Origin of the sequence: Paenibacillus polygoni (genome assembly GCF_030263935.1) — a bacterium.
Taxonomy (GTDB): domain Bacteria; phylum Bacillota; class Bacilli; order Paenibacillales; family Paenibacillaceae; genus Paenibacillus; species Paenibacillus polygoni.
In genome coordinates this window covers 4365001-4382522 of the sequence record NZ_CP127162.1, presented here as the reverse complement: position 1 = coordinate 4382522, position 17522 = coordinate 4365001, and the positions used below count along the sequence as shown (strand labels likewise).

25 protein-coding genes and 2 pseudogenes (1 of these 27 running past the window's edge) are annotated in these 17522 nt (G+C 42.0%); 25 read left to right on the top strand and 2 right to left on the bottom strand.

Annotation, left to right across the window (positions count from 1 at the left end):
* Positions 1 to 22: 22 nt before the first annotated feature.
* The 22 genes and pseudogenes from rplF to QPK24_RS20985 all read left to right on the top strand — a co-directional run bounded on the left by rplF (position 23) and on the right by QPK24_RS20985 (position 14074).
* A complete protein-coding gene (gene rplF, locus QPK24_RS21090; RefSeq protein WP_285744458.1) occupies positions 23 to 565 on the top strand; it encodes a 50S ribosomal protein L6 in 543 nt (180 codons plus the stop codon).
* A 119-nt stretch (positions 566 to 684) separates the two neighbouring features.
* Complete coding sequence (rplR, locus tag QPK24_RS21085; RefSeq protein WP_160036620.1) at positions 685 to 1053, top strand: 50S ribosomal protein L18; 369 nt, start codon at positions 685 to 687, stop codon at positions 1051 to 1053.
* A 26-nt stretch (positions 1054 to 1079) separates the two neighbouring features.
* Positions 1080 to 1577, top strand: coding sequence for a 30S ribosomal protein S5 (gene rpsE, locus QPK24_RS21080; RefSeq protein WP_160036621.1), 498 nt, complete (start codon positions 1080 to 1082; stop codon positions 1575 to 1577).
* 12 nt (positions 1578 to 1589) lie between these two features.
* On the top strand, positions 1590 to 1775 hold the full coding sequence (rpmD, locus tag QPK24_RS21075) for a 50S ribosomal protein L30 (protein WP_160036622.1): 186 nt from the start codon (positions 1590 to 1592) through the stop codon (positions 1773 to 1775).
* Between the two features lie 47 nt (positions 1776 to 1822).
* Positions 1823 to 2263 (top strand): 50S ribosomal protein L15, encoded by a 441-nt coding sequence (gene rplO / locus QPK24_RS21070; RefSeq protein WP_160036623.1) that lies wholly within the window; start codon positions 1823 to 1825, stop codon positions 2261 to 2263.
* The gene (gene secY, locus QPK24_RS21065; protein ID WP_160036624.1) at positions 2263 to 3561 is read left to right on the top strand and encodes a preprotein translocase subunit SecY; all 1299 of its coding nucleotides are present in this window, start codon (positions 2263 to 2265) and stop codon (positions 3559 to 3561) included. The genes rplO and secY overlap by 1 nt, the downstream gene beginning before the upstream one ends.
* A gap of 111 nt (positions 3562 to 3672) precedes the next feature.
* A complete protein-coding gene (locus tag QPK24_RS21060; RefSeq protein ID WP_285744453.1) occupies positions 3673 to 4317 on the top strand; it encodes an adenylate kinase in 645 nt (214 codons plus the stop codon).
* 113 nt (positions 4318 to 4430) lie between these two features.
* Positions 4431 to 4553, top strand: a pseudogene (locus tag QPK24_RS23615) (type I methionyl aminopeptidase); the annotation flags it as partial.
* A 130-nt stretch (positions 4554 to 4683) separates the two neighbouring features.
* Positions 4684 to 4990: pseudogene (locus tag QPK24_RS21050) on the top strand (KOW motif-containing protein).
* A gap of 2 nt (positions 4991 to 4992) precedes the next feature.
* Positions 4993 to 5208, top strand: coding sequence for a translation initiation factor IF-1 (gene infA, locus QPK24_RS21045; protein WP_017692098.1), 216 nt, complete (start codon positions 4993 to 4995; stop codon positions 5206 to 5208).
* Between the two features lie 158 nt (positions 5209 to 5366).
* Complete coding sequence (gene rpmJ, locus QPK24_RS21040) at positions 5367 to 5480, top strand: 50S ribosomal protein L36 (protein WP_003333770.1); 114 nt, start codon at positions 5367 to 5369, stop codon at positions 5478 to 5480.
* Between the two features lie 21 nt (positions 5481 to 5501).
* Positions 5502 to 5870 (top strand): 30S ribosomal protein S13, encoded by a 369-nt coding sequence (gene rpsM / locus QPK24_RS21035; protein ID WP_160036626.1) that lies wholly within the window; start codon positions 5502 to 5504, stop codon positions 5868 to 5870.
* Between the two features lie 19 nt (positions 5871 to 5889).
* Positions 5890 to 6285, top strand: coding sequence for a 30S ribosomal protein S11 (rpsK, locus tag QPK24_RS21030; RefSeq protein WP_068537278.1), 396 nt, complete (start codon positions 5890 to 5892; stop codon positions 6283 to 6285).
* A 132-nt stretch (positions 6286 to 6417) separates the two neighbouring features.
* The gene (locus tag QPK24_RS21025) at positions 6418 to 7362 is read left to right on the top strand and encodes a DNA-directed RNA polymerase subunit alpha (protein WP_160036627.1); all 945 of its coding nucleotides are present in this window, start codon (positions 6418 to 6420) and stop codon (positions 7360 to 7362) included.
* A 34-nt stretch (positions 7363 to 7396) separates the two neighbouring features.
* Positions 7397 to 7762, top strand: coding sequence for a 50S ribosomal protein L17 (rplQ, locus tag QPK24_RS21020; protein ID WP_160036628.1), 366 nt, complete (start codon positions 7397 to 7399; stop codon positions 7760 to 7762).
* Between the two features lie 173 nt (positions 7763 to 7935).
* Positions 7936 to 8751 (top strand): tRNA pseudouridine(38-40) synthase TruA, encoded by an 816-nt coding sequence (gene truA / locus QPK24_RS21015; RefSeq protein ID WP_285744440.1) that lies wholly within the window; start codon positions 7936 to 7938, stop codon positions 8749 to 8751.
* Positions 8752 to 8918: 167 nt separating this feature from the next.
* Positions 8919 to 9356, top strand: coding sequence for a 50S ribosomal protein L13 (gene rplM / locus QPK24_RS21010; protein ID WP_285744437.1), 438 nt, complete (start codon positions 8919 to 8921; stop codon positions 9354 to 9356).
* Between the two features lie 19 nt (positions 9357 to 9375).
* Positions 9376 to 9771 (top strand): 30S ribosomal protein S9, encoded by a 396-nt coding sequence (gene rpsI / locus QPK24_RS21005; protein WP_213535588.1) that lies wholly within the window; start codon positions 9376 to 9378, stop codon positions 9769 to 9771.
* A 337-nt stretch (positions 9772 to 10108) separates the two neighbouring features.
* Entirely contained in the window at positions 10109 to 10801 is a 693-nt protein-coding gene (locus QPK24_RS21000) for a phosphoadenylyl-sulfate reductase (RefSeq protein ID WP_285744433.1), read from the top strand.
* Positions 10802 to 10849: 48 nt separating this feature from the next.
* The gene (gene sat, locus QPK24_RS20995) at positions 10850 to 12019 is read left to right on the top strand and encodes a sulfate adenylyltransferase (RefSeq protein ID WP_285744431.1); all 1170 of its coding nucleotides are present in this window, start codon (positions 10850 to 10852) and stop codon (positions 12017 to 12019) included.
* A 123-nt stretch (positions 12020 to 12142) separates the two neighbouring features.
* Positions 12143 to 12871, top strand: a complete 729-nt coding sequence (cwlD, locus tag QPK24_RS20990) for an N-acetylmuramoyl-L-alanine amidase CwlD (RefSeq protein ID WP_407083038.1) — start codon at positions 12143 to 12145, stop codon at positions 12869 to 12871.
* 93 nt (positions 12872 to 12964) lie between these two features.
* A complete protein-coding gene (locus QPK24_RS20985) occupies positions 12965 to 14074 on the top strand; it encodes an Mrp/NBP35 family ATP-binding protein (RefSeq protein ID WP_285744427.1) in 1110 nt (369 codons plus the stop codon).
* A 104-nt stretch (positions 14075 to 14178) separates the two neighbouring features.
* Here the strand turns inward: QPK24_RS20985 and gerD are convergent, their stop codons facing one another.
* Positions 14179 to 14946, bottom strand: a complete 768-nt coding sequence (gerD, locus tag QPK24_RS20980; RefSeq protein WP_407082934.1) for a spore germination lipoprotein GerD — start codon at positions 14944 to 14946, stop codon at positions 14179 to 14181.
* A 128-nt stretch (positions 14947 to 15074) separates the two neighbouring features.
* Here gerD and QPK24_RS20975 point away from each other — a divergent pair, with 128 nt between their 5' ends.
* Positions 15075 to 15677 carry a KinB-signaling pathway activation protein gene (locus QPK24_RS20975; protein ID WP_285744425.1) on the top strand — a complete coding sequence of 201 codons (603 nt, stop codon included), beginning with the start codon at positions 15075 to 15077 and terminating at the stop codon, positions 15675 to 15677.
* 17 nt (positions 15678 to 15694) lie between these two features.
* Here QPK24_RS20975 and pdaB read toward each other — a convergent pair whose 3' ends face one another.
* Positions 15695 to 16507, bottom strand: coding sequence for a polysaccharide deacetylase family sporulation protein PdaB (pdaB, locus tag QPK24_RS20970; RefSeq protein ID WP_285744423.1), 813 nt, complete (start codon positions 16505 to 16507; stop codon positions 15695 to 15697).
* 116 nt (positions 16508 to 16623) lie between these two features.
* On the opposite strand from pdaB, the gene QPK24_RS20965 reads away from it, so the two are divergent.
* Both QPK24_RS20965 and QPK24_RS20960 read left to right on the top strand, forming a co-directional pair.
* Positions 16624 to 17235, top strand: coding sequence for a stage II sporulation protein M (locus QPK24_RS20965; RefSeq protein WP_285744421.1), 612 nt, complete (start codon positions 16624 to 16626; stop codon positions 17233 to 17235).
* A 92-nt stretch (positions 17236 to 17327) separates the two neighbouring features.
* A protein-coding gene (locus QPK24_RS20960; RefSeq protein ID WP_160036639.1) for a hypothetical protein crosses the window boundary here: on the top strand, positions 17328 to 17522 show its 5' portion. It continues 33 nt past the right edge of the window; only the first 195 of its 228 coding nucleotides appear in the window; the start codon lies at positions 17328 to 17330; its stop codon lies beyond the right edge, outside the window.

The following is a 17522-nucleotide window of genomic DNA, read 5'->3' as shown; positions in this document are numbered from 1 at the left end:
ACAAAACAAGGAGGTGCAACACATGTCCCGTATTGGTCGCAAACCAATTACTGTACCAAGTGGCGTAGAAGTCACTTTGAATGACTCCGTTATTACGGTTAAAGGTCCTAAAGGTACACTCACACGTGAACTTCATAAAGATATGAAGGTAACTGTTGAAAATAATGAAATTCTTGTAACTCGTCCTTCTGATAACAAACTCCATCGTTCTTTGCACGGTACTACTCGTTCCGTAGTTAGTAACATGGTAAGTGGTGTAACTGAAGGTTTCGAAAAATCTCTAGAGCTGGTTGGGGTCGGATATCGTGCAAGCAAATCTGGAGATAAAATCGTACTGAACGTAGGTTACTCCCATCCGGTAGAAATCACTCCGGAGCCGGGCATTGAGTTTGAGGTTCCTACGAACACAAAAATCATCGTTCGCGGTATCAACAAAGAGCGTGTAGGTGCATATGCAGCTGAGATCCGTTCTGTTCGCGAACCTGAGCCTTATAAAGGTAAAGGGATTAAATATGAAGGCGAGCGCATTATCCGTAAGGAAGGTAAAGCCGGTAAGAAGAAATAAGTTTTCTTACCGTTTTTCCTTCGTCTCTATCATATGGTGGCGATATGCTCGTGTTTCTAATATACCCTGTGCGTCTTAAAATGAAGCTTTAAAGGCAAACTGAAGGGAGTGAAACGAAGATGATTACTAAACAAGATAAGAACAAAGTACGTCTGAAAAGACATATCCGTGTTCGTGGTAAAATTTCTGGAACAGCTGAACGTCCACGTTTGAACGTATTCCGTTCATCCAAGCATATCTACGCTCAATTGATCGATGATGTAGCAGGTGTAACCCTGGTATCCGCATCAACAGTAGATAAAGAAATCAGTGGCGAAATCAGTAACGGTGGTAACGTAGAAGCGGCTCGTAAAGTCGGCGAACTCGTTGCTAAACGTGCAAAAGAAAAAGGATACACTAACATCGTTTTCGATCGTGGTGGCTACCTTTATCATGGACGTGTTCAAGCATTAGCTGATGCTGCTCGTGAAGCAGGGCTTGAATTCTAAGATATTTTTAAAAGGAGGTTAACGACTTGCGTGTAGATCCTAACACTTTAGAACTCACTGAAAGAGTTGTAAATATTAATCGCGTAGCTAAAGTAGTAAAAGGCGGACGCCGTTTCAGTTTCAGCGCACTAGTAGTTGTCGGCGATGGCAACGGCTGGGTTGGAGCTGGTATTGGTAAAGCTGGCGAAGTACCTGATGCGATTCGCAAAGGTATTGATGATGCTAAGAAAAATCTGATTTATGTGCCAATCGTAGGAACATCTATTCCTCACACGATCACTGGTAAGTTCGGTGCTGGACGTGTTCTTTTGAAACCAGCTTCTGAAGGTACTGGAGTTATCGCTGGTGGACCAGTACGTGCCGTTCTGGAACTTGCTGGTGTAGGTGACATTTTGACAAAATCACTGGGTTCTTCGAATTCCATGAACATGGTCAATGCGACCTTGGAAGGTTTGTCCCGCTTGAAACGCGCTGAAGATGTGGCGAAATTGCGTGGAAAAACTGTCGAAGAGCTTCGGGGCTAAGGAGGGAATCTCATGGCTAAATTGGAAATTACCCTCGTTCGCAGTTTGATCGGACGTAATGAGTCACAAAGAGCGACTGTTAACACACTCGGTCTTCGTAAGATCAACCAAACTGTGGTTCATAACGATAATGCTGCTATCCGCGGTATGGTGAACAAAGTAAGTCACATGGTTTCTGTTAAAGAAATCCAAGAATAGTACGTAAGGGACTTGTCCCACAAATCATTAAGGAGGTGCAACGAACGATGAAGTTACATGAACTTTCTCCAGCACCTGGATCCCGCAAAGAACGCAAACGCGTTGGACGCGGTACTTCCAGCGGTATGGGTAAAACTTCAGGTCGCGGTCATAAAGGTCAAAACTCTCGCTCTGGCGGTGGTGTACGTCCAGGCTTCGAGGGTGGACAGAACCCATTGTATCGTCGTCTGCCAAAACGCGGATTCATAAATCCTACTCGTAAAGAGTATGCAGTTGTGAATCTTCAAGATCTGAACAGTTTTGAAGCAGGTACAGAAGTAACTCCAGAAATTTTGGTTAACTCGGGTATTGTGAAAAACACAAAATCCGGAATCAAAATTCTGGGTAATGGCGATATTACTGTGAAGTTGACAGTTAAAGCTAACAAGTTCTCTCAATCTGCGGTAGAGAAAATCGAGGCTGCCGGCGGTAAAACCGAGGTGATCTAATGCTCACAACCTTAAAGAATATATGGCGAGTTGAAGATCTGCGTAAACGGATTTTATTCACTCTCTTTGTTCTGATAATCTACCGCATTGGCTCCTTTGTTCCGGTTCCCGGAGTTAACAAAGAAGTCTTTACTGCGGCAGATTCGCAAGGCAGAGAATTGTTTGGTCTTCTGAACACATTCTCGGGCGGAGCGTTGTTCCAATTTTCGATATTCGCGCTCGGGATTATGCCATATATTACAGCATCCATCATTGTACAGCTACTGTCGATGGATGTTATTCCGAAACTAGCGGAATGGGCTAAACAAGGTGAGCATGGTAAGAAAAAACTTGCGCAGCTCACGCGTTATGGTACAGTAATTTTGGGGTTAATCCAGGCTTTTGGTACATCTATTGGTTTTAACCGTTTGTATGGACAGGAAATGGTGCCGAATGCAACATTCATTGACTATATTGTCATTGCTATCGTATTGACTGCAGGTACTTCGTTCCTCATGTGGCTCGGTGAACAGATTACTGAAAAAGGTATTGGTAACGGTATTTCTATTATTATCTTTGCAGGTATCGTTTCAACGATTCCTAATGTGATCCGTACAACAGTTGAATCTGAATTTATCCAGGCTGATCAAGTATTCATGAATGCACTTAAAGTGATTATTGTGGTACTTGTTCTCCTGTTAACAGTAGTAGGGGTTATCTACATCCAGCAAGCGATCCGGAAAATTCCGGTTCAATATGCGAAACGTGTTGTAGGTAACAAAATGTACGGTGGACAAAACACTCATATTCCGCTGAAAATTAATGCGGCAGGTGTAATCCCAGTCATTTTCGCTGTATCTCTTCTCCAGTTCCCAGTCATTATTGCTTCATTCTGGGCTAATTATGGTTGGGCTACATGGGTCACTCAGAATTTGTCTTATGACAAACCGCTGGGTATGGTGCTCTATGTACTGATGATTATCGGCTTTACGTTCTTCTACACTTTCGTGCAGATGAATCCGCAACAAATGGCCGATAACATGAAGAAGAATGGTGGTTATATCCCAGGCATTCGCCCGGGTAAAGCAACTGAGAAATACTTGTCCCGTGTCATGACTCGTTTGACTATGACCGGAGCTTTGTTCTTGGCTGTCATCTCCGTTCTACCTGTATTCTTAGGTTCGCTTTCTGGTTTGCCGCAAGTTGCACAACTTGCAGGTACATCCATGCTGATCGTTATCGGTGTAGCACTGGATACGACCAAACAAATCGAAAGTCAATTGATTAAACGCCATTACAAAGGTTTCATCAATAAGTAGCCATAGGTTCCGGTATTGAAAGCAGCTAATCATTTGTTTGATTGTTGCTAGAACCGGCACCTATTGTGCTGTTTCTTGTTGAAGGGATAGTCTTGGAGGGAGTGACATAACGTGAACATTTTATTCATGGGCCCTCCTGGGGCAGGGAAAGGGACACAAGCAGAAGCAATTGTAAATGAATTCGGCATTCCTCACATTTCAACAGGCGATGCATTTCGCTTAGCGATCAAACAGGGAACTCCTATCGGGATGAAAGCTAAAGAATACATGGATCAAGGACTGCTTGTACCAGACGATGTTACAATCGGTATAGTTGAAGAACGCCTACAGCAGCCAGACTGCAAGAAAGGGTTTCTGTTGGATGGATTTCCAAGAACCATTTCTCAAGCAGAAGCACTTGATGGTATTCTAAATCGACTTAATACTGGTTTGGACCATGTCATCAACTTGAAAGTAGACCGTGACAAACTTCTTGCTCGTCTAACAGGACGTCGCTTGTGTAAAAATTGCGGTGCTACGTATCATGTTGTTTTTAACCCTCCTAAACAGGAAGGCATTTGTGATAAATGCGGCGGCGAATTGTATCAACGTTCTGATGATAATGAAGAGAGCGTAGGTACACGTCTTGACGAATATATCAACAAAACTGCACCACTCCTCACGTTTTATGAGAACAAAGGTCTTCTGCGTCAAATCGACGGGGAACAGGAAATTCATGCGGTGTCGCAAGAGATCGTATCCTTACTGCGAGGTTAATGGTAATGATCATTTGTAAGTCCGATGCAGAACTGGGATCAAACCGTGATGTAAGGTTAACTCGCACATTAGTGCAGGTTGATCCTGCAAATCATGGTATTGCTCGGGTTTTGTCCGGAGAACTTGACCAAATGACTGATCAACATAATCGCAGTCAAGGGGCTGTGCCGTCTTTCACAGGTTATAACGGTTTTCCTGCCAGTATTTGTACTTCAGTCGATGAACGAAGAGTGCATGAAGCGTCGAACAATGTTCGGCTGTATACAATGTCGTATGACAATGTGCTGTGTGCTCAAGAACTTTCTTTTGTTCTTAACCAGACAGGATGTAATTTTTACGAAAGCGAGATGCGTAGGTGATGAGACGATGAATCAAAAGATCCCACAAGTCGGACAGATCGTAAAAATACTTCGAGGCAGAGATGCCGGTCAGATTGCAGTAGTCATTGCTGTTGAGGACAACAGGTTCGTGTATATTGCTGACGGATACAAACGTAAGTTTGACGGACGAAAGAAGAAGAACCTTCTTCACCTGGAACCCCAGCCGATGATTAGCAGCGAGGTTGTGAACAGCTTAAACGAAGTTGGACGGGTAACGAACGGAAAACTGCGTTATGCAGTTCAGCAGTTCTTAAATGTAGGCGAAGTTCAAAGCTGAAGAGAAAGGAGACTAACTGTGGCCAAAGAAGATGTCATTGAAGTGGAAGGAACGGTTCTTGAGCCGCTTCCCAACGCAACGTTCAAAGTAGAGCTTGAGAATGGTCATCAAATTCTAGCTCACGTTTCCGGCAAACTGCGGATGCACTTTATCCGCATTCTGACAGGAGATAAAGTGGTTGTTCAGTTATCGCCTTATGACCTAACAAAAGGGCGTATAACTTATCGTAAATAGTAAGGCTTATTTTCTGAAATAACGATGAAGGTTTATATCAGCTTTGCATGGTATACTAATCTAGTGTACGCTATGTAGATAGATTGTGTATCATCTGGCTGTTAGCATGCTTTCGAAGTCAGTTTTACTCATCGTAAAACTTTGAGGAGGTAATCAACATGAAGGTAAGACCTTCTGTAAAACCTATCTGCGAGAAATGCAAAGTCATTCGCCGCAAAGGTAATGTAATGGTCATCTGCGAAAATCCGAAACACAAACAAAAACAAGGTTAATAGAAGGGGGTGTAGCGTAAAATGGCTCGTATAGCTGGTGTGGATTTGCCACGTGATAAACGCGTTGAGATCGCCTTGACATATATTTTCGGAATCGGTTCAACGACTTCCAAGAAAATTTTGAGCGAAACAGGCATTAGTCCGAATACTCGTGTCCGTGATCTTACGGAAGATGAAGTGAGCAAATTACGTGAAAGTATCGACAAAACGGTTAAGGTAGAAGGTGACCTTCGTCGAGAAATTTCTTTAAATATTAAACGTTTGACTGAGATCGGATGTTACCGTGGTGTTCGTCACCGTCGTGGACTTCCAGTTCGTGGACAACGTACTAAAACAAATGCTCGTACGCGTAAAGGTCCTCGTCGTACTGTAGCAAATAAAAAGAAATAAGAAGGGAGGATAATCTACAATGGCTAAACCGAAAAAAGTCGTACGTACTAAACGTCGTGACCGTAAAAATATTGAGTCTGGCGTGGCTCATATTCGTTCCACGTTCAATAACACAATTGTTACTATTACGGATCCACACGGTAACGCTATCTCTTGGGCAAGCTCCGGCGGTCTTGGATTTAGAGGTTCCCGTAAGTCGACTCCATTCGCAGCTCAAATGGCAGCAGAAACTGCAGCTAAAGCAGCAATGGAACACGGCATGAAATCAGTTGAAGTTATGGTTAAAGGTCCAGGTGCTGGCCGTGAAGCAGCGATCCGCTCTCTGCAAGCTGCTGGTCTTGAAGTTAACCTGATCAAAGACGTAACTCCTGTGCCACATAACGGATGCCGTCCTCCAAAACGTCGTCGTGTCTAATGAGATTTGCCCCTTCGTGTGGTATAATCCGGCACAATCTGTTAATAATGGTTGTTTAGGCATACTACATGGTAACACTAGATAAGGTAAATATTTCATATCGGACCGACGTTTTGAAGGAGGGGTATTGCAGTGATAGAAATCGAAAAGCCAAAAATTGAGACGGTAGACGTCAACGATGATGGCACTTATGGCAAATTTGTGGTAGAACCGCTGGAACGCGGATATGGTACGACGCTGGGTAACTCGCTTCGCCGTATCTTGCTTTCCTCACTTCCAGGTGCGGCAGTTACATCGGTGCAAATCGATGGAGTGTTGCACGAGTTTGCTACAGTTCCTGGCGTAATGGAAGACGTTACGGAAATCATTCTGAACCTTAAAGCTTTGTCTTTGAAGATTCACTCTGATGAAGAGAAGATTCTTGAGATTGATGCTGAAGGTGAAGGGGCTGTTACAGCCGGAGATATCCGTGCGGATAGTGATGTTGAAATCCTTAATCCGGATCTTCATATCGCTACTCTTGGTCCAGGTTCGAGACTTCACATGCGTATTTATGCCAATCGCGGTCGCGGCTACGTCCAGGCAGATCGGAATAAACGCGATGATCAGCCGATCGGCGTCATCCCTGTGGATTCGATCTATACCCCGATTGCGCGTGTCAACTACGGTGTTGAAAATACGCGTGTAGGTCAAGTAACAAACTACGATAAGCTTACACTTGAAATTTGGACTGATGGCAGCATTCGTCCAGAAGAAGCTGTAAGTCTTGGCGCTAAAATCTTGACTGAACATGTACTGCTCTTTGTGGGTCTAACAGACGAAGCGAAAGATGCAGAAATCATGGTCGAAAAAGAGGAAGACAAAAAAGAAAAAGTACTAGAAATGACGATCGAAGAGCTCGATCTATCTGTTCGATCCTATAACTGCTTGAAACGTGCTGGTATCAACACGGTTCAAGAACTTACAACGAAAACTGAAGAGGACATGATGAAGGTTCGTAACCTGGGTCGTAAATCTTTAGAAGAAGTGCAAGAGAAGCTCGAAGAGCTTGGTTTGGGTCTTCGTACAGAAGAATAGCAACACGATTGCTTGAAGTGAAGGAGGGGAAAACATGGCATACCAAAAGTTGGGTCGTAACTCCAGTGCTCGTAAAGCATTGTTCCGTGACCTCGTAACGGATCTGTTCTTGTATGAGCGCATTCAAACGACGGAAGCGAAAGCGAAAGAAGTTCGTTCTATCGCTGAAAAACTGATCACTAAAGCTAAAAAAGGTGATTTGCACGCACGTCGTCAAGTTGCTGCATATGTGCGCCGTGAAACAATTGATGGTGAACAGGATGCAATTCAAAAACTGTTCAGCGATATTGCACCACGTTACACTGAGCGTCCAGGTGGATACACTCGTATCATGAAACTGGGACCTCGTCGCGGTGATTCTGCACCTATGGTTTACTTGGAATTAGTAGACCGCGTGTAATATGAAGCGAGAGTGAAGGAAGGGTGGACAGGATCTAGGTTCTGAACTGCCCCTTTTTTTCGCTAGTGCTGCGCTGTAGTTTGGGGAGGAGCTCCGAGAGGAGCTCTTTTTCATTGTGATGCTGTCATTACGAATGGTTACTTTGATTAGTATGGTATGATGAGGTGAGAATAATGCGGAATATTTGTATGCGTGTGAATTACGATGGAACGGATTACTTTGGTTTCCAGACACAGCCCATAGGCAACACAATACAGGATATTATCGAAAAATCGATTAACTATCTGACTGGAGAGGAAATCAAAATCCATGCTTCGGGACGTACTGATGCTGGGGTCCATGCAAGAGGGCAAGTGTTTCACTTTCACACAGAGTCCAAGATTCCTCTTGAGCGCTGGTGCATGGCTCTTAACACAAGACTGCCTGACGACATCGTTATAACAGATGCATACGAAGTACCACTCTCATTTCACTCCAGGCGTTCTGCCAAAAGAAAGACGTATCGTTACACAATTAATGCAAATCAATTTGTAGATATATTTAATCGCCGGATACAGTTGCACCATCCAGGCAAGCTCGATATTAAGGCGATGAATGAAAGTTTGCCGTACTTACTAGGTACACACGACTTTACTTCTTTCGCATCCAGACATTCAACGAAGGATTCCCATGTCAGGACTTTATATGAAGCGCGATTGGACCACGACACTTCTATGTGCAGAGTGGATCATCCGCGAGATCAAGGTGTTATTCATATCTATTTGACCGGCAGTGGTTTTCTTCAGCATATGGTCCGGATTATTATCGGTACGCTTCTGGAGATAGGAGAAGGGAAACGTCAGCCTGAGGATATGAAACATATCCTAGCTGCACAAGACCGTTCTGCGGCTGGCCCAACAGCGGTTAGTAAAGGTTTAATGTTATGGAATGTAGAGTATGAACATCTCCTAAAAAAAACCTGCGATAATGTCTTGCGAAGTAGCATTTAATCGTGTAATATATAAGTTGTGTTTTCTTAATGGCTTTCCCACAGCCCCATTTAAGTAAACGATATGCAACACACGTAAATCCATCAAACTAACAGCAACTTTTAACGAATATAAATGATAACTATTTATGCGTATTATGAACGCGATATTTAAAGGAGGATCTTTTCATGCGTACCACTTATATGGCTAAGCCTAATGAAGTAGAGCGTAACTGGCACATCATTGACGCTGAAGGCAAAACGCTTGGCCGTTTGGCGAGCGAAGCTGCGGCTTTGATCCGCGGTAAACATAAGCCACAATTTACTCCACACGTTGACACTGGTGATTTCGTTGTTGTCATCAACGCTGAGAAAATTGTTCTTACAGGTAAGAAAATGGATAACAAAAAATACTATCGTCATTCCATGCACCCAGGTGGTCTTAAAGTCACTGTTGCAAAAGACATGGTAAATAACAAACCTGAACGTATGATCGAACTTGCTGTACACGGCATGCTTCCTAAAACTCGTATGGGTAACCAAATGAAACTTAGATTGAAAGCATATGCTGGCGCTGAACATCCACATGCAGCACAAAAACCTGAAGTTTACGAACTTCGCGGATAATTAAAAGGAGGACAGTTTCATGGCACAAGTACAATACTATGGGACAGGTCGTCGTAAACATTCGGTAGCTCGTGTTCGCCTTGTACCGGGTGAAGGACGCATTGTCATTAACAAACGTGATATCAACGATTATTTCGGCGGTTTGGAAACACTCAAACTGATCGTTAAACAACCACTTGAACTGACTGAAACTACAAGCAACTACGATATCCTCGTTATTGCTCACGGTGGCGGTATTACTGGTCAAGCAGGAGCAATTCGTCACGGTATCGCCCGTGCACTTCTTAAAGTAGATTCTGAGTACCGTGGAAGCTTGAAAAAAGCTGGCTTCTTAACACGTGACCCACGTATGAAAGAACGTAAAAAATACGGTCTTAAAGCGGCTCGTCGCGCACCTCAGTTCTCCAAACGTTAATCTGTTCGGATCAAAAGTCCTTTCTTCTTCGGAAGAGAGGACTTTTTTTGTTATATAGAAAATCAATTTTTTATCAATGTTAGTTACTTTATAGATCTATATAGACGAAATGCTTCTTATTCCTTTATCTATCGTTACAAATTTACTGTTTTCATGTGTTAAGAATTTGATTCACATCGTAGGAATAGAATTGGAATATATATAATTTCTTTTAATTCTGACAGTTTACCTTGGAAATAGCATTGACATATAACTGGAAATATTTATACTTAATTGTAATTCATATCATATATATCGGTTTAGTGTAAAAAATATCACCCCTATGGGAGGTTTCATTGTGAATCTGTTAGAAAAAGAAGAATTGGCAAGAGACAAGGCAATTGAACTGGAAGATGCTTCTCCTGAAGAGATTATTCAATATGCTGTTGAGACATTTCCGAACATTACTTTTGCATGTAGTTTTGGTGCAGAAGATGTTGTTTTAGTGGATATGATACAAAAAATCAGTCCTTCTACCGATATCTTCTATCTTGATACAGACTTTCATTTTAAAGAGACATATGAAACAAGGGATCGACTTGTAGCACGTTATCATATTGACTTTGTTCGTGTTTCTCCCAAGCTCACACCTGATGAGCAAGCTGCTACTTATAGTCCAGAGCTTTGGAAATCAGATCCTAACGCTTGCTGTAATATTCGCAAAGTAGAACCGCTTACGCGTATTTTATCTCAATATGATGCTTGGATTACGGGGATTCGCCGTGATCAAGCGCCAACTCGTGCTAACTCTAAGAAGGTAGAGTATGACACGAAATTTGGACTTATGAAATTTAACCCAATTGCTGGATGGACGAATGAGGACGTATGGAATTACATCAAAGATAATAATTTGATTTATAATGCTTTGCATGATCAGAACTACCCTAGTATCGGCTGTGAGCAGTGCACCAGACAGGTAATGCCAGGTGAAGACCCGCGCGCAGGTCGCTGGTCAGGCAATGATAAGACGGAATGCGGACTTCATAAATAAATATTTATTACATTGCTAAAGCGTATATGACTATAGGGAGATGAGATCATGGCATCGATATTACCTCACGGTGGTACATTAGTGAATCGAATTGTAGAAGATGGGAATAGGGATGAAATGCTCCAAGAAGCTGAAAAACTAAGACACTTACCAATAAGCAATTGGACCATTTCGGATCTTGATCTCATAGGGGTAGGAGCTTTTTCTCCGCTTACGGGCTTTATGAATGAAGCAGACTATCAGTCAGTAATTGAAGGAATGAGACTTGCAGATGGTACAGTCTGGAGCATACCTATTACGCTTGACGTTGACCAGGAGACTGCACAAAACCTTCAAATTGGTGAGACCATTGCACTTACAGGTCAAGAAGACAATGTTATATACGGCACCCTCACGATAGAAAGCATTTATAAAGTTGATCATGATATAGAAGCGAAGAATGTGTATAAGACAAATGATCATGAACATCCAGGGGTAAAAAAACTGTTTGAACGTTCTGTCTTTTATATTGGCGGTCCTATCTTCGTGTTAAATCGTAAACAACCTGCTAAATTTAATGAGTTCTACTATGACCCCGAGCAGACACGACAACTTTTTCAACAAAATGGCTGGAAAACGATTGTTGGTTTCCAAACACGGAACCCCGTTCACCGTGCCCATGAATACATTCAGAAAAGCGCCATGGAGATTGTAGATGCATTATTCCTTAACCCGCTGGTAGGTGAAACAAAATCAGATGACGTTCCCGCGAATGTTCGTATGAACAGTTATTTAGCGCTTCTTGAGAACTATTATCCTGCCGATCGCACCTTTCTAGGTGTCTTCCCAGCAGCAATGCGTTATGCGGGCCCTAGAGAGGCTATTTTCCACGCGATAGTACGCAAAAACTATGGATGTACTCATTTTATTGTGGGTCGGGATCATGCTGGGGTAGGAGACTACTATGGTACCTATGAGGCACAAGAGATATTTACTAACTTTACATCTGAGGAACTTGGAATCACTCCTCTTTTCTTTGAACATAGCTTTTTCTGTTTAAAATGTGGCAATATGGCTTCTGCCAAAACGTGCCCGCATAGTAAAGAAGACCATATGACTTTGTCTGGCACCAAAGTAAGAGCCCTTCTCCGTGAGGGCAAGTGTCCGCCACCTGAATTCACACGTCCAGAAGTGGCCCAAATATTGATTCAAGGTATGGCAGAACACGTTACATCTTAGAACTTATAAGTTTGTCCCTGTGAACGGTATATTTGTCCATCTCGTCCCATATAGATCATTATGGTCATTTATGGGATCGGAGGTGGCTTTTTTATGCGTAAACAGAGTTCGAACAACAAATTCATGGTATGGATTCATGTGAGCACGATGAAAAAACTGATGATGGGTGTTCTCTTACTGGCACTATTCATCTGTATTGCTGTGTATGAGGTCCCGGCGTCAAAGACGTGGAGCACATGGAGCTTGCCGCTATCGGGTAAGGTCATAGCTCTTGATGCTGGTCATGGAGGGCCTGATGGGGGGGCTGTCAGCAAACAAGGAATCATTGAGAAAGATATCAATTTAGCAGTGGCTCTATACCTACGTGATTATTTGCAGCAAGCAGGTGCTACAGTGGTGATGACAAGAGAAAGGGATGTAGACCTTGCTTCCCCTGAGACCAAATCTTACGCAAGACGGAAAACGGAAGATTTAAAGCAGCGAGTTAAGATGATTAGTGACAAAAAAGCAGATCTTTTTATTACCATTCATATGAACAGTATTCCTTCAAATCGCTGGAGTGGTGCTCAGGTCTTCTACTACCCTAATCATGAAGATAATGCAGATTTTGCTGCACTTGTTCAAGATGAGATAAGAAGAAACCTCGAGAACACAGACCGAGTGGCCAAAACAGTAAATACGGTATACCTGCTGCAAGCGCTAAAAATGCCAGCGGTATTAGTAGAAGTTGGTTTTCTATCTCACCCCGAGGAATCTAGACTCCTTGCAGAAGAGGAATATCAGCGCAAAGTGGCAGCTTCGGTTTACAAGGGGATTCTAAGATACACGTCTGGTGAGAAAATGAAAAAGTAGGCCATCTGCACCTCGGTGAGTGATATAATGGACATGTATTAGAAAGATCTGAGTGAAATACATGCCAATAGATAAAGCTGAGGTGCAATTATCATGTTATCAAGAGATCAAGTACTAGAAGTGCTTTCTACCTTGCAGGAGCCTGTAAGCGGTCTGTTATTTACAGATTTGCAGTTTATTAGGGATGTCATGGTGAAAGAGGACAGTGTGGCTTTAACCTTGATTTGTTTAACCGATGATGAAAACGTTCGCAATATTTTAAAAAATAATATCATAGCCCTTCTTCAGGAAGCAGGCGTAAAACAGGTGCACGTAAGAATGCGCCTTGCGTCAGATGCTGAAAAAGAATCAATCCAAAGCTTTAAACAGAATTCAGTCCAAGGAACAGAACCTACTGATGATGAAGTGCTTGTAAAAGGACACGCAGCTGGGATGGAATCTCATGAGTTGCTTGATCCCGAATCAGGAGTTACCTTTATAGCGATCGCTAGTGGTAAAGGGGGAGTAGGGAAATCTACGGTGACTGTTAACTTGGCAGTTGCCCTGGCGAGACAAGGTAAAAAAGTAGGAATCATAGACGCAGATATTTATGGTTTTAGTGTCCCAGATATGATGGGCATTGAAGATGCACCTGTACTGATAGATGGAGTAATTGAGCCGGTGGAGCGCTTTGGTGTGAAGGTAATGTCTATGGGCTTCTTCGTACAAGAGAACAGCCCTGTCATTTGGAGAGGACCGATGCTTGGCAAGATGCTGCGTCAGTTCTTTAGTGATGTAAATTGGGGGGATTTAGATTATATGATCCTTGATTTACCTCCTGGCACAGGCGACGTCGCGCTTGATGTACACCAAATGATTCCACAAAGCAAAGAAATTATAGTGACCACACCGCATGCCACAGCTGCATTTGTTGCTGCTAGAGCAGGGGCTATGGCGATCCAAACCAATCATGAACTACTTGGTGTAATAGAAAATATGGCTTACTACGAGTGCAGTACATGCGGTACAAAAGATTATGTATTTGGAAGAGGTGGAGGAGGGCGACTAGCAGAAAGCTTGCACACAGAACTTCTTGCTCAAATTCCACTGGGTTCTCCGGATAATCATATATCTGAACCGGATTTTTCACCTTCAGTGTATAAGGAAGATACAGAGATCGGTAAAATATATGATGAAGTGGCCAAACACTTAATTACAAAGTAAAACTTTTCGGTGATTACACAAAATCACTAAACGAGTATATTCAAAAGGCCAAGCGCTTCGCTTGGCCATGTTTTTTTCTAGATGTACGACCTAGTAATGATTAGTTACCCACCAGTACCACTGCTTTCACCGCCGCCACTACTACTGCCGCCTTGTTCTTTTTTACCGCCTTGGCTCTTAGATTGGTCTTTCTTCTCTTGATCTCCTCCAGCACCTTCGCTTTGTTTAGGCTGAAGTTCTTCTTTGACGACAGATTTTAAGAGTTCCATAACTTCCATCCGAAAAATAGGATTTTGCATGGCTTCCTGCATCACACTCATCGTCTGTTTACGATAATCTGCTGTTTGGGTTAGTTGTAATAACATTTTAGTCATTTCCGGTGATTTTAAGATATCTTCCATCGATTTTTGATAGGAGGGATCTTTAATAAGTTCCATATGAATTTGTTTACTTTGGGAATTGACTACTTTTGCAAAATCCCCGGCAAATTTAGGATCTTTCATAATTTCCTCGAATACTTTTTTATACTCAGGAGAAGACAAGGTGTCTTTAACAGCCACTCTGATTTCATCAGAAGAGCTTTGCGAAGTGAGCATTTTTATTCCTAACCCTTTAGATGTATTTCCTGAACTGCTTGAATTACTCCCCGAACCTGCTTCACTGGATGAACTTTGTCCGGAACTACGTTCTCCGAGAAGCGCCTCTTCCAGAGCTTTTTTACCTTCGTCGCTTTTTAGAATATCTATGACCATTGTTTTTGTTTCTTTATAACTCCCCTGCGGAGCAGCACTTGGATTATCAGAACCGCAACCGGATAAAAATAAAGCCAGACCTCCTGCCATACATAAACCTTTAATACTGTGCCACTTCACTTGTTCCACATCCCCTTTGTCTGAATAACTAAATGTAGTATGTGGGGCAAGGACGGGATTTATGTCTGTTAAGCCATGGTGTTTTTTAGAGATCGTTGGTAAAATAAACACTTGGAGGTGGAAAAGTTTTGAATTTAAGGAAATGGTTTAATTTATTCTGGCAAACCCTATGTATTGGTGGGATCGCATCATTATTAACGGGACTTATACTCACCACGTGGGAATACAAGCCATCAAGTACAGCTGATTTTCTATTGTATCTACTTATCTTGTTTGGAGCAGGTATGATGATTAGTGTCTATTCCCAGCTAGGTTTTTTCGCTTATTTAATCCTTAATTATATGGGGAGAGGCACATTTTCTATAAAAACATGGAATTACATTCAGTTGGCTCTAACGATTCTTGCCTTACTGGAATTAATGTTCTTCCGTATATTTATGGAGCATAGTAATACAGGGTTTACTGATATGCTGCTTAGTCTCATTATTTTAATGACCGCCCTTGTAACCGCATATTTTAAAGTAAAAGCTACAAATAGTAATGCCCTAATACCTACTTTATTTTTCATGATTGCTTTAACGATAGTGGAGACCATCGGTGTTTTAAATATTGGGGAGAATGCAGCTACCACATTTACCGTGATTCCACTTCTTGCTTGTAATACATATCAGATTCTCATGCTTCACCGAATTGTATCAAGAACGGATTTCAAAGCAAAAGAGCTAACTTAAGCGTTAGCTCTTTTTGTTTACAGGCCTCCTGCATCTTCAATATGTTGGTCTATAAATGCTTGATCGCGTACTTCCGTTCCTTTTACATTAGACTGATTAATTAATTCGGATACAGTCACGAACTCATATCCTTTTTGACGAAGCTGATCAATAATAATCGGTAATGCTTCATGAGTTTGTTTTACAGAGTCACTGGCATGGAGAAGAACAATATCGCCAGGATGAGCTTTACTGACAACACGATTTACAATCTGATCAACTCCAGGATTCTTCCAATCTAGGGAATCAGTATCCCACTGAACAACCTGGTATTTAAGGTTATCTGCAATGCGAAGTACTCGCTTATCAAAATCCCCGTTTGGAAGGCGGAGTAAGTTCGGTTCTTTTCCCGATACATCGGTTAAAATAGAGTGGGCTGTTGTAATTTGCTTTTGGATTTCTTCTTCCGTTAAACTACTGTAATTCACATGCTTATATCCGTGGCTGCCAATTTCAAAACCGGATTCTTTAATCTTTGTAACCATATCAGGGTGTGTTTTTGACCAGGGGGCAGACAGAAAAAAAGTAGCCTTTTGTACTTTTTTATCCTCTAGTACTTTTAGAATCGGTTCGGTGCGTTTATCCCCCCAGCTGATATCAAACGTCAGAGCGATTATTTTTTTCTCTGTGGGAACACTGTATACTGCGGATGGAGAACCTCCACCCTCAGAGAATACGGATACATTTTCTGTCTCCACGTAGATGATTCCAAGAGTGAAGATTGCTGCAGCGAATACAATCAGAAATTTCTTGATCTTTCGTCCATTTAAGACATAGAAATATGAATTCATAATCGATGCTCCTTCCATTTACCAAATCGTTTACTCTTATATGTATGCTCGTACCTTGTACATATGACAAGCAACCTAACTCAGTCTTACATTGACCATAGAAAGTGGGGAACAAAATGTTTCGTCTACAAACCTTTATTAAAGATCTTAAGTCGATATCAAATTATGTGTGGGCATCGGCCATCATATTTTTGGTTGGAGGAGTCCTTGGTTGGATTAGCACGGGGGTTTTACAAGAAATTATGATTCAGCAAATTAGCGGGATTAAAGAAATTAGTGAGCAGCTGCAGCAGGGGGATAATGTACAGTGGAACTTTTTCACCTTCATATTTTGGAACAATGCAACTAAGGCGGTGCTTGTTATATTTGCTGGGGCACTAGCAGGATTCATTCCCATTATTTTTCTTGTCATTAATGGGGGAGTTTTAGGCTTTTTACTGCATTTATCATGGCAACAGGGTGTAAGTATGTACGATGTGGTTGTAAAAGGGTTGCTGCCGCACGGAATCATAGAAATTCCCGCTATTATCATCGCATGTGCGTTTGGTCTAAAGTTTGGCGTGCTTATCATTAAATCCTTAGGCCAGAAAATAAATCGGACTCGCAATCGAACGGTAGACTTGCATTCCTTTATGAGACAAACCGGTACGGCTTCTGTCTGGATTGTTATTTTTCTATTCATTGCTGCCATTATTGAAAGCACGATCACATTTGCGCTTGTAAAGTAATTTGAGTTTCAATTCATATTTATGGCAAAACATGAGCATAACAATAAAACATCTTGTAAGGCAGATAAAAAACATGATGAAGGAGTATTGTGATGCTCGGAATGCTGTTTAATGAGAAAGAATGTAAAGAACTAGATTATGTGATTCGCAAGGAACTCGATGAGATGCTGCTTGATCTCGGTGATTCTAGGTTGGATCGTGAAATCCGATATGCTATAGCTAACCGTTATAAAACAGTCTTCCGTATGTATGCTAGATTTGCACCTGCAAAAGAACTATCTAAGTAT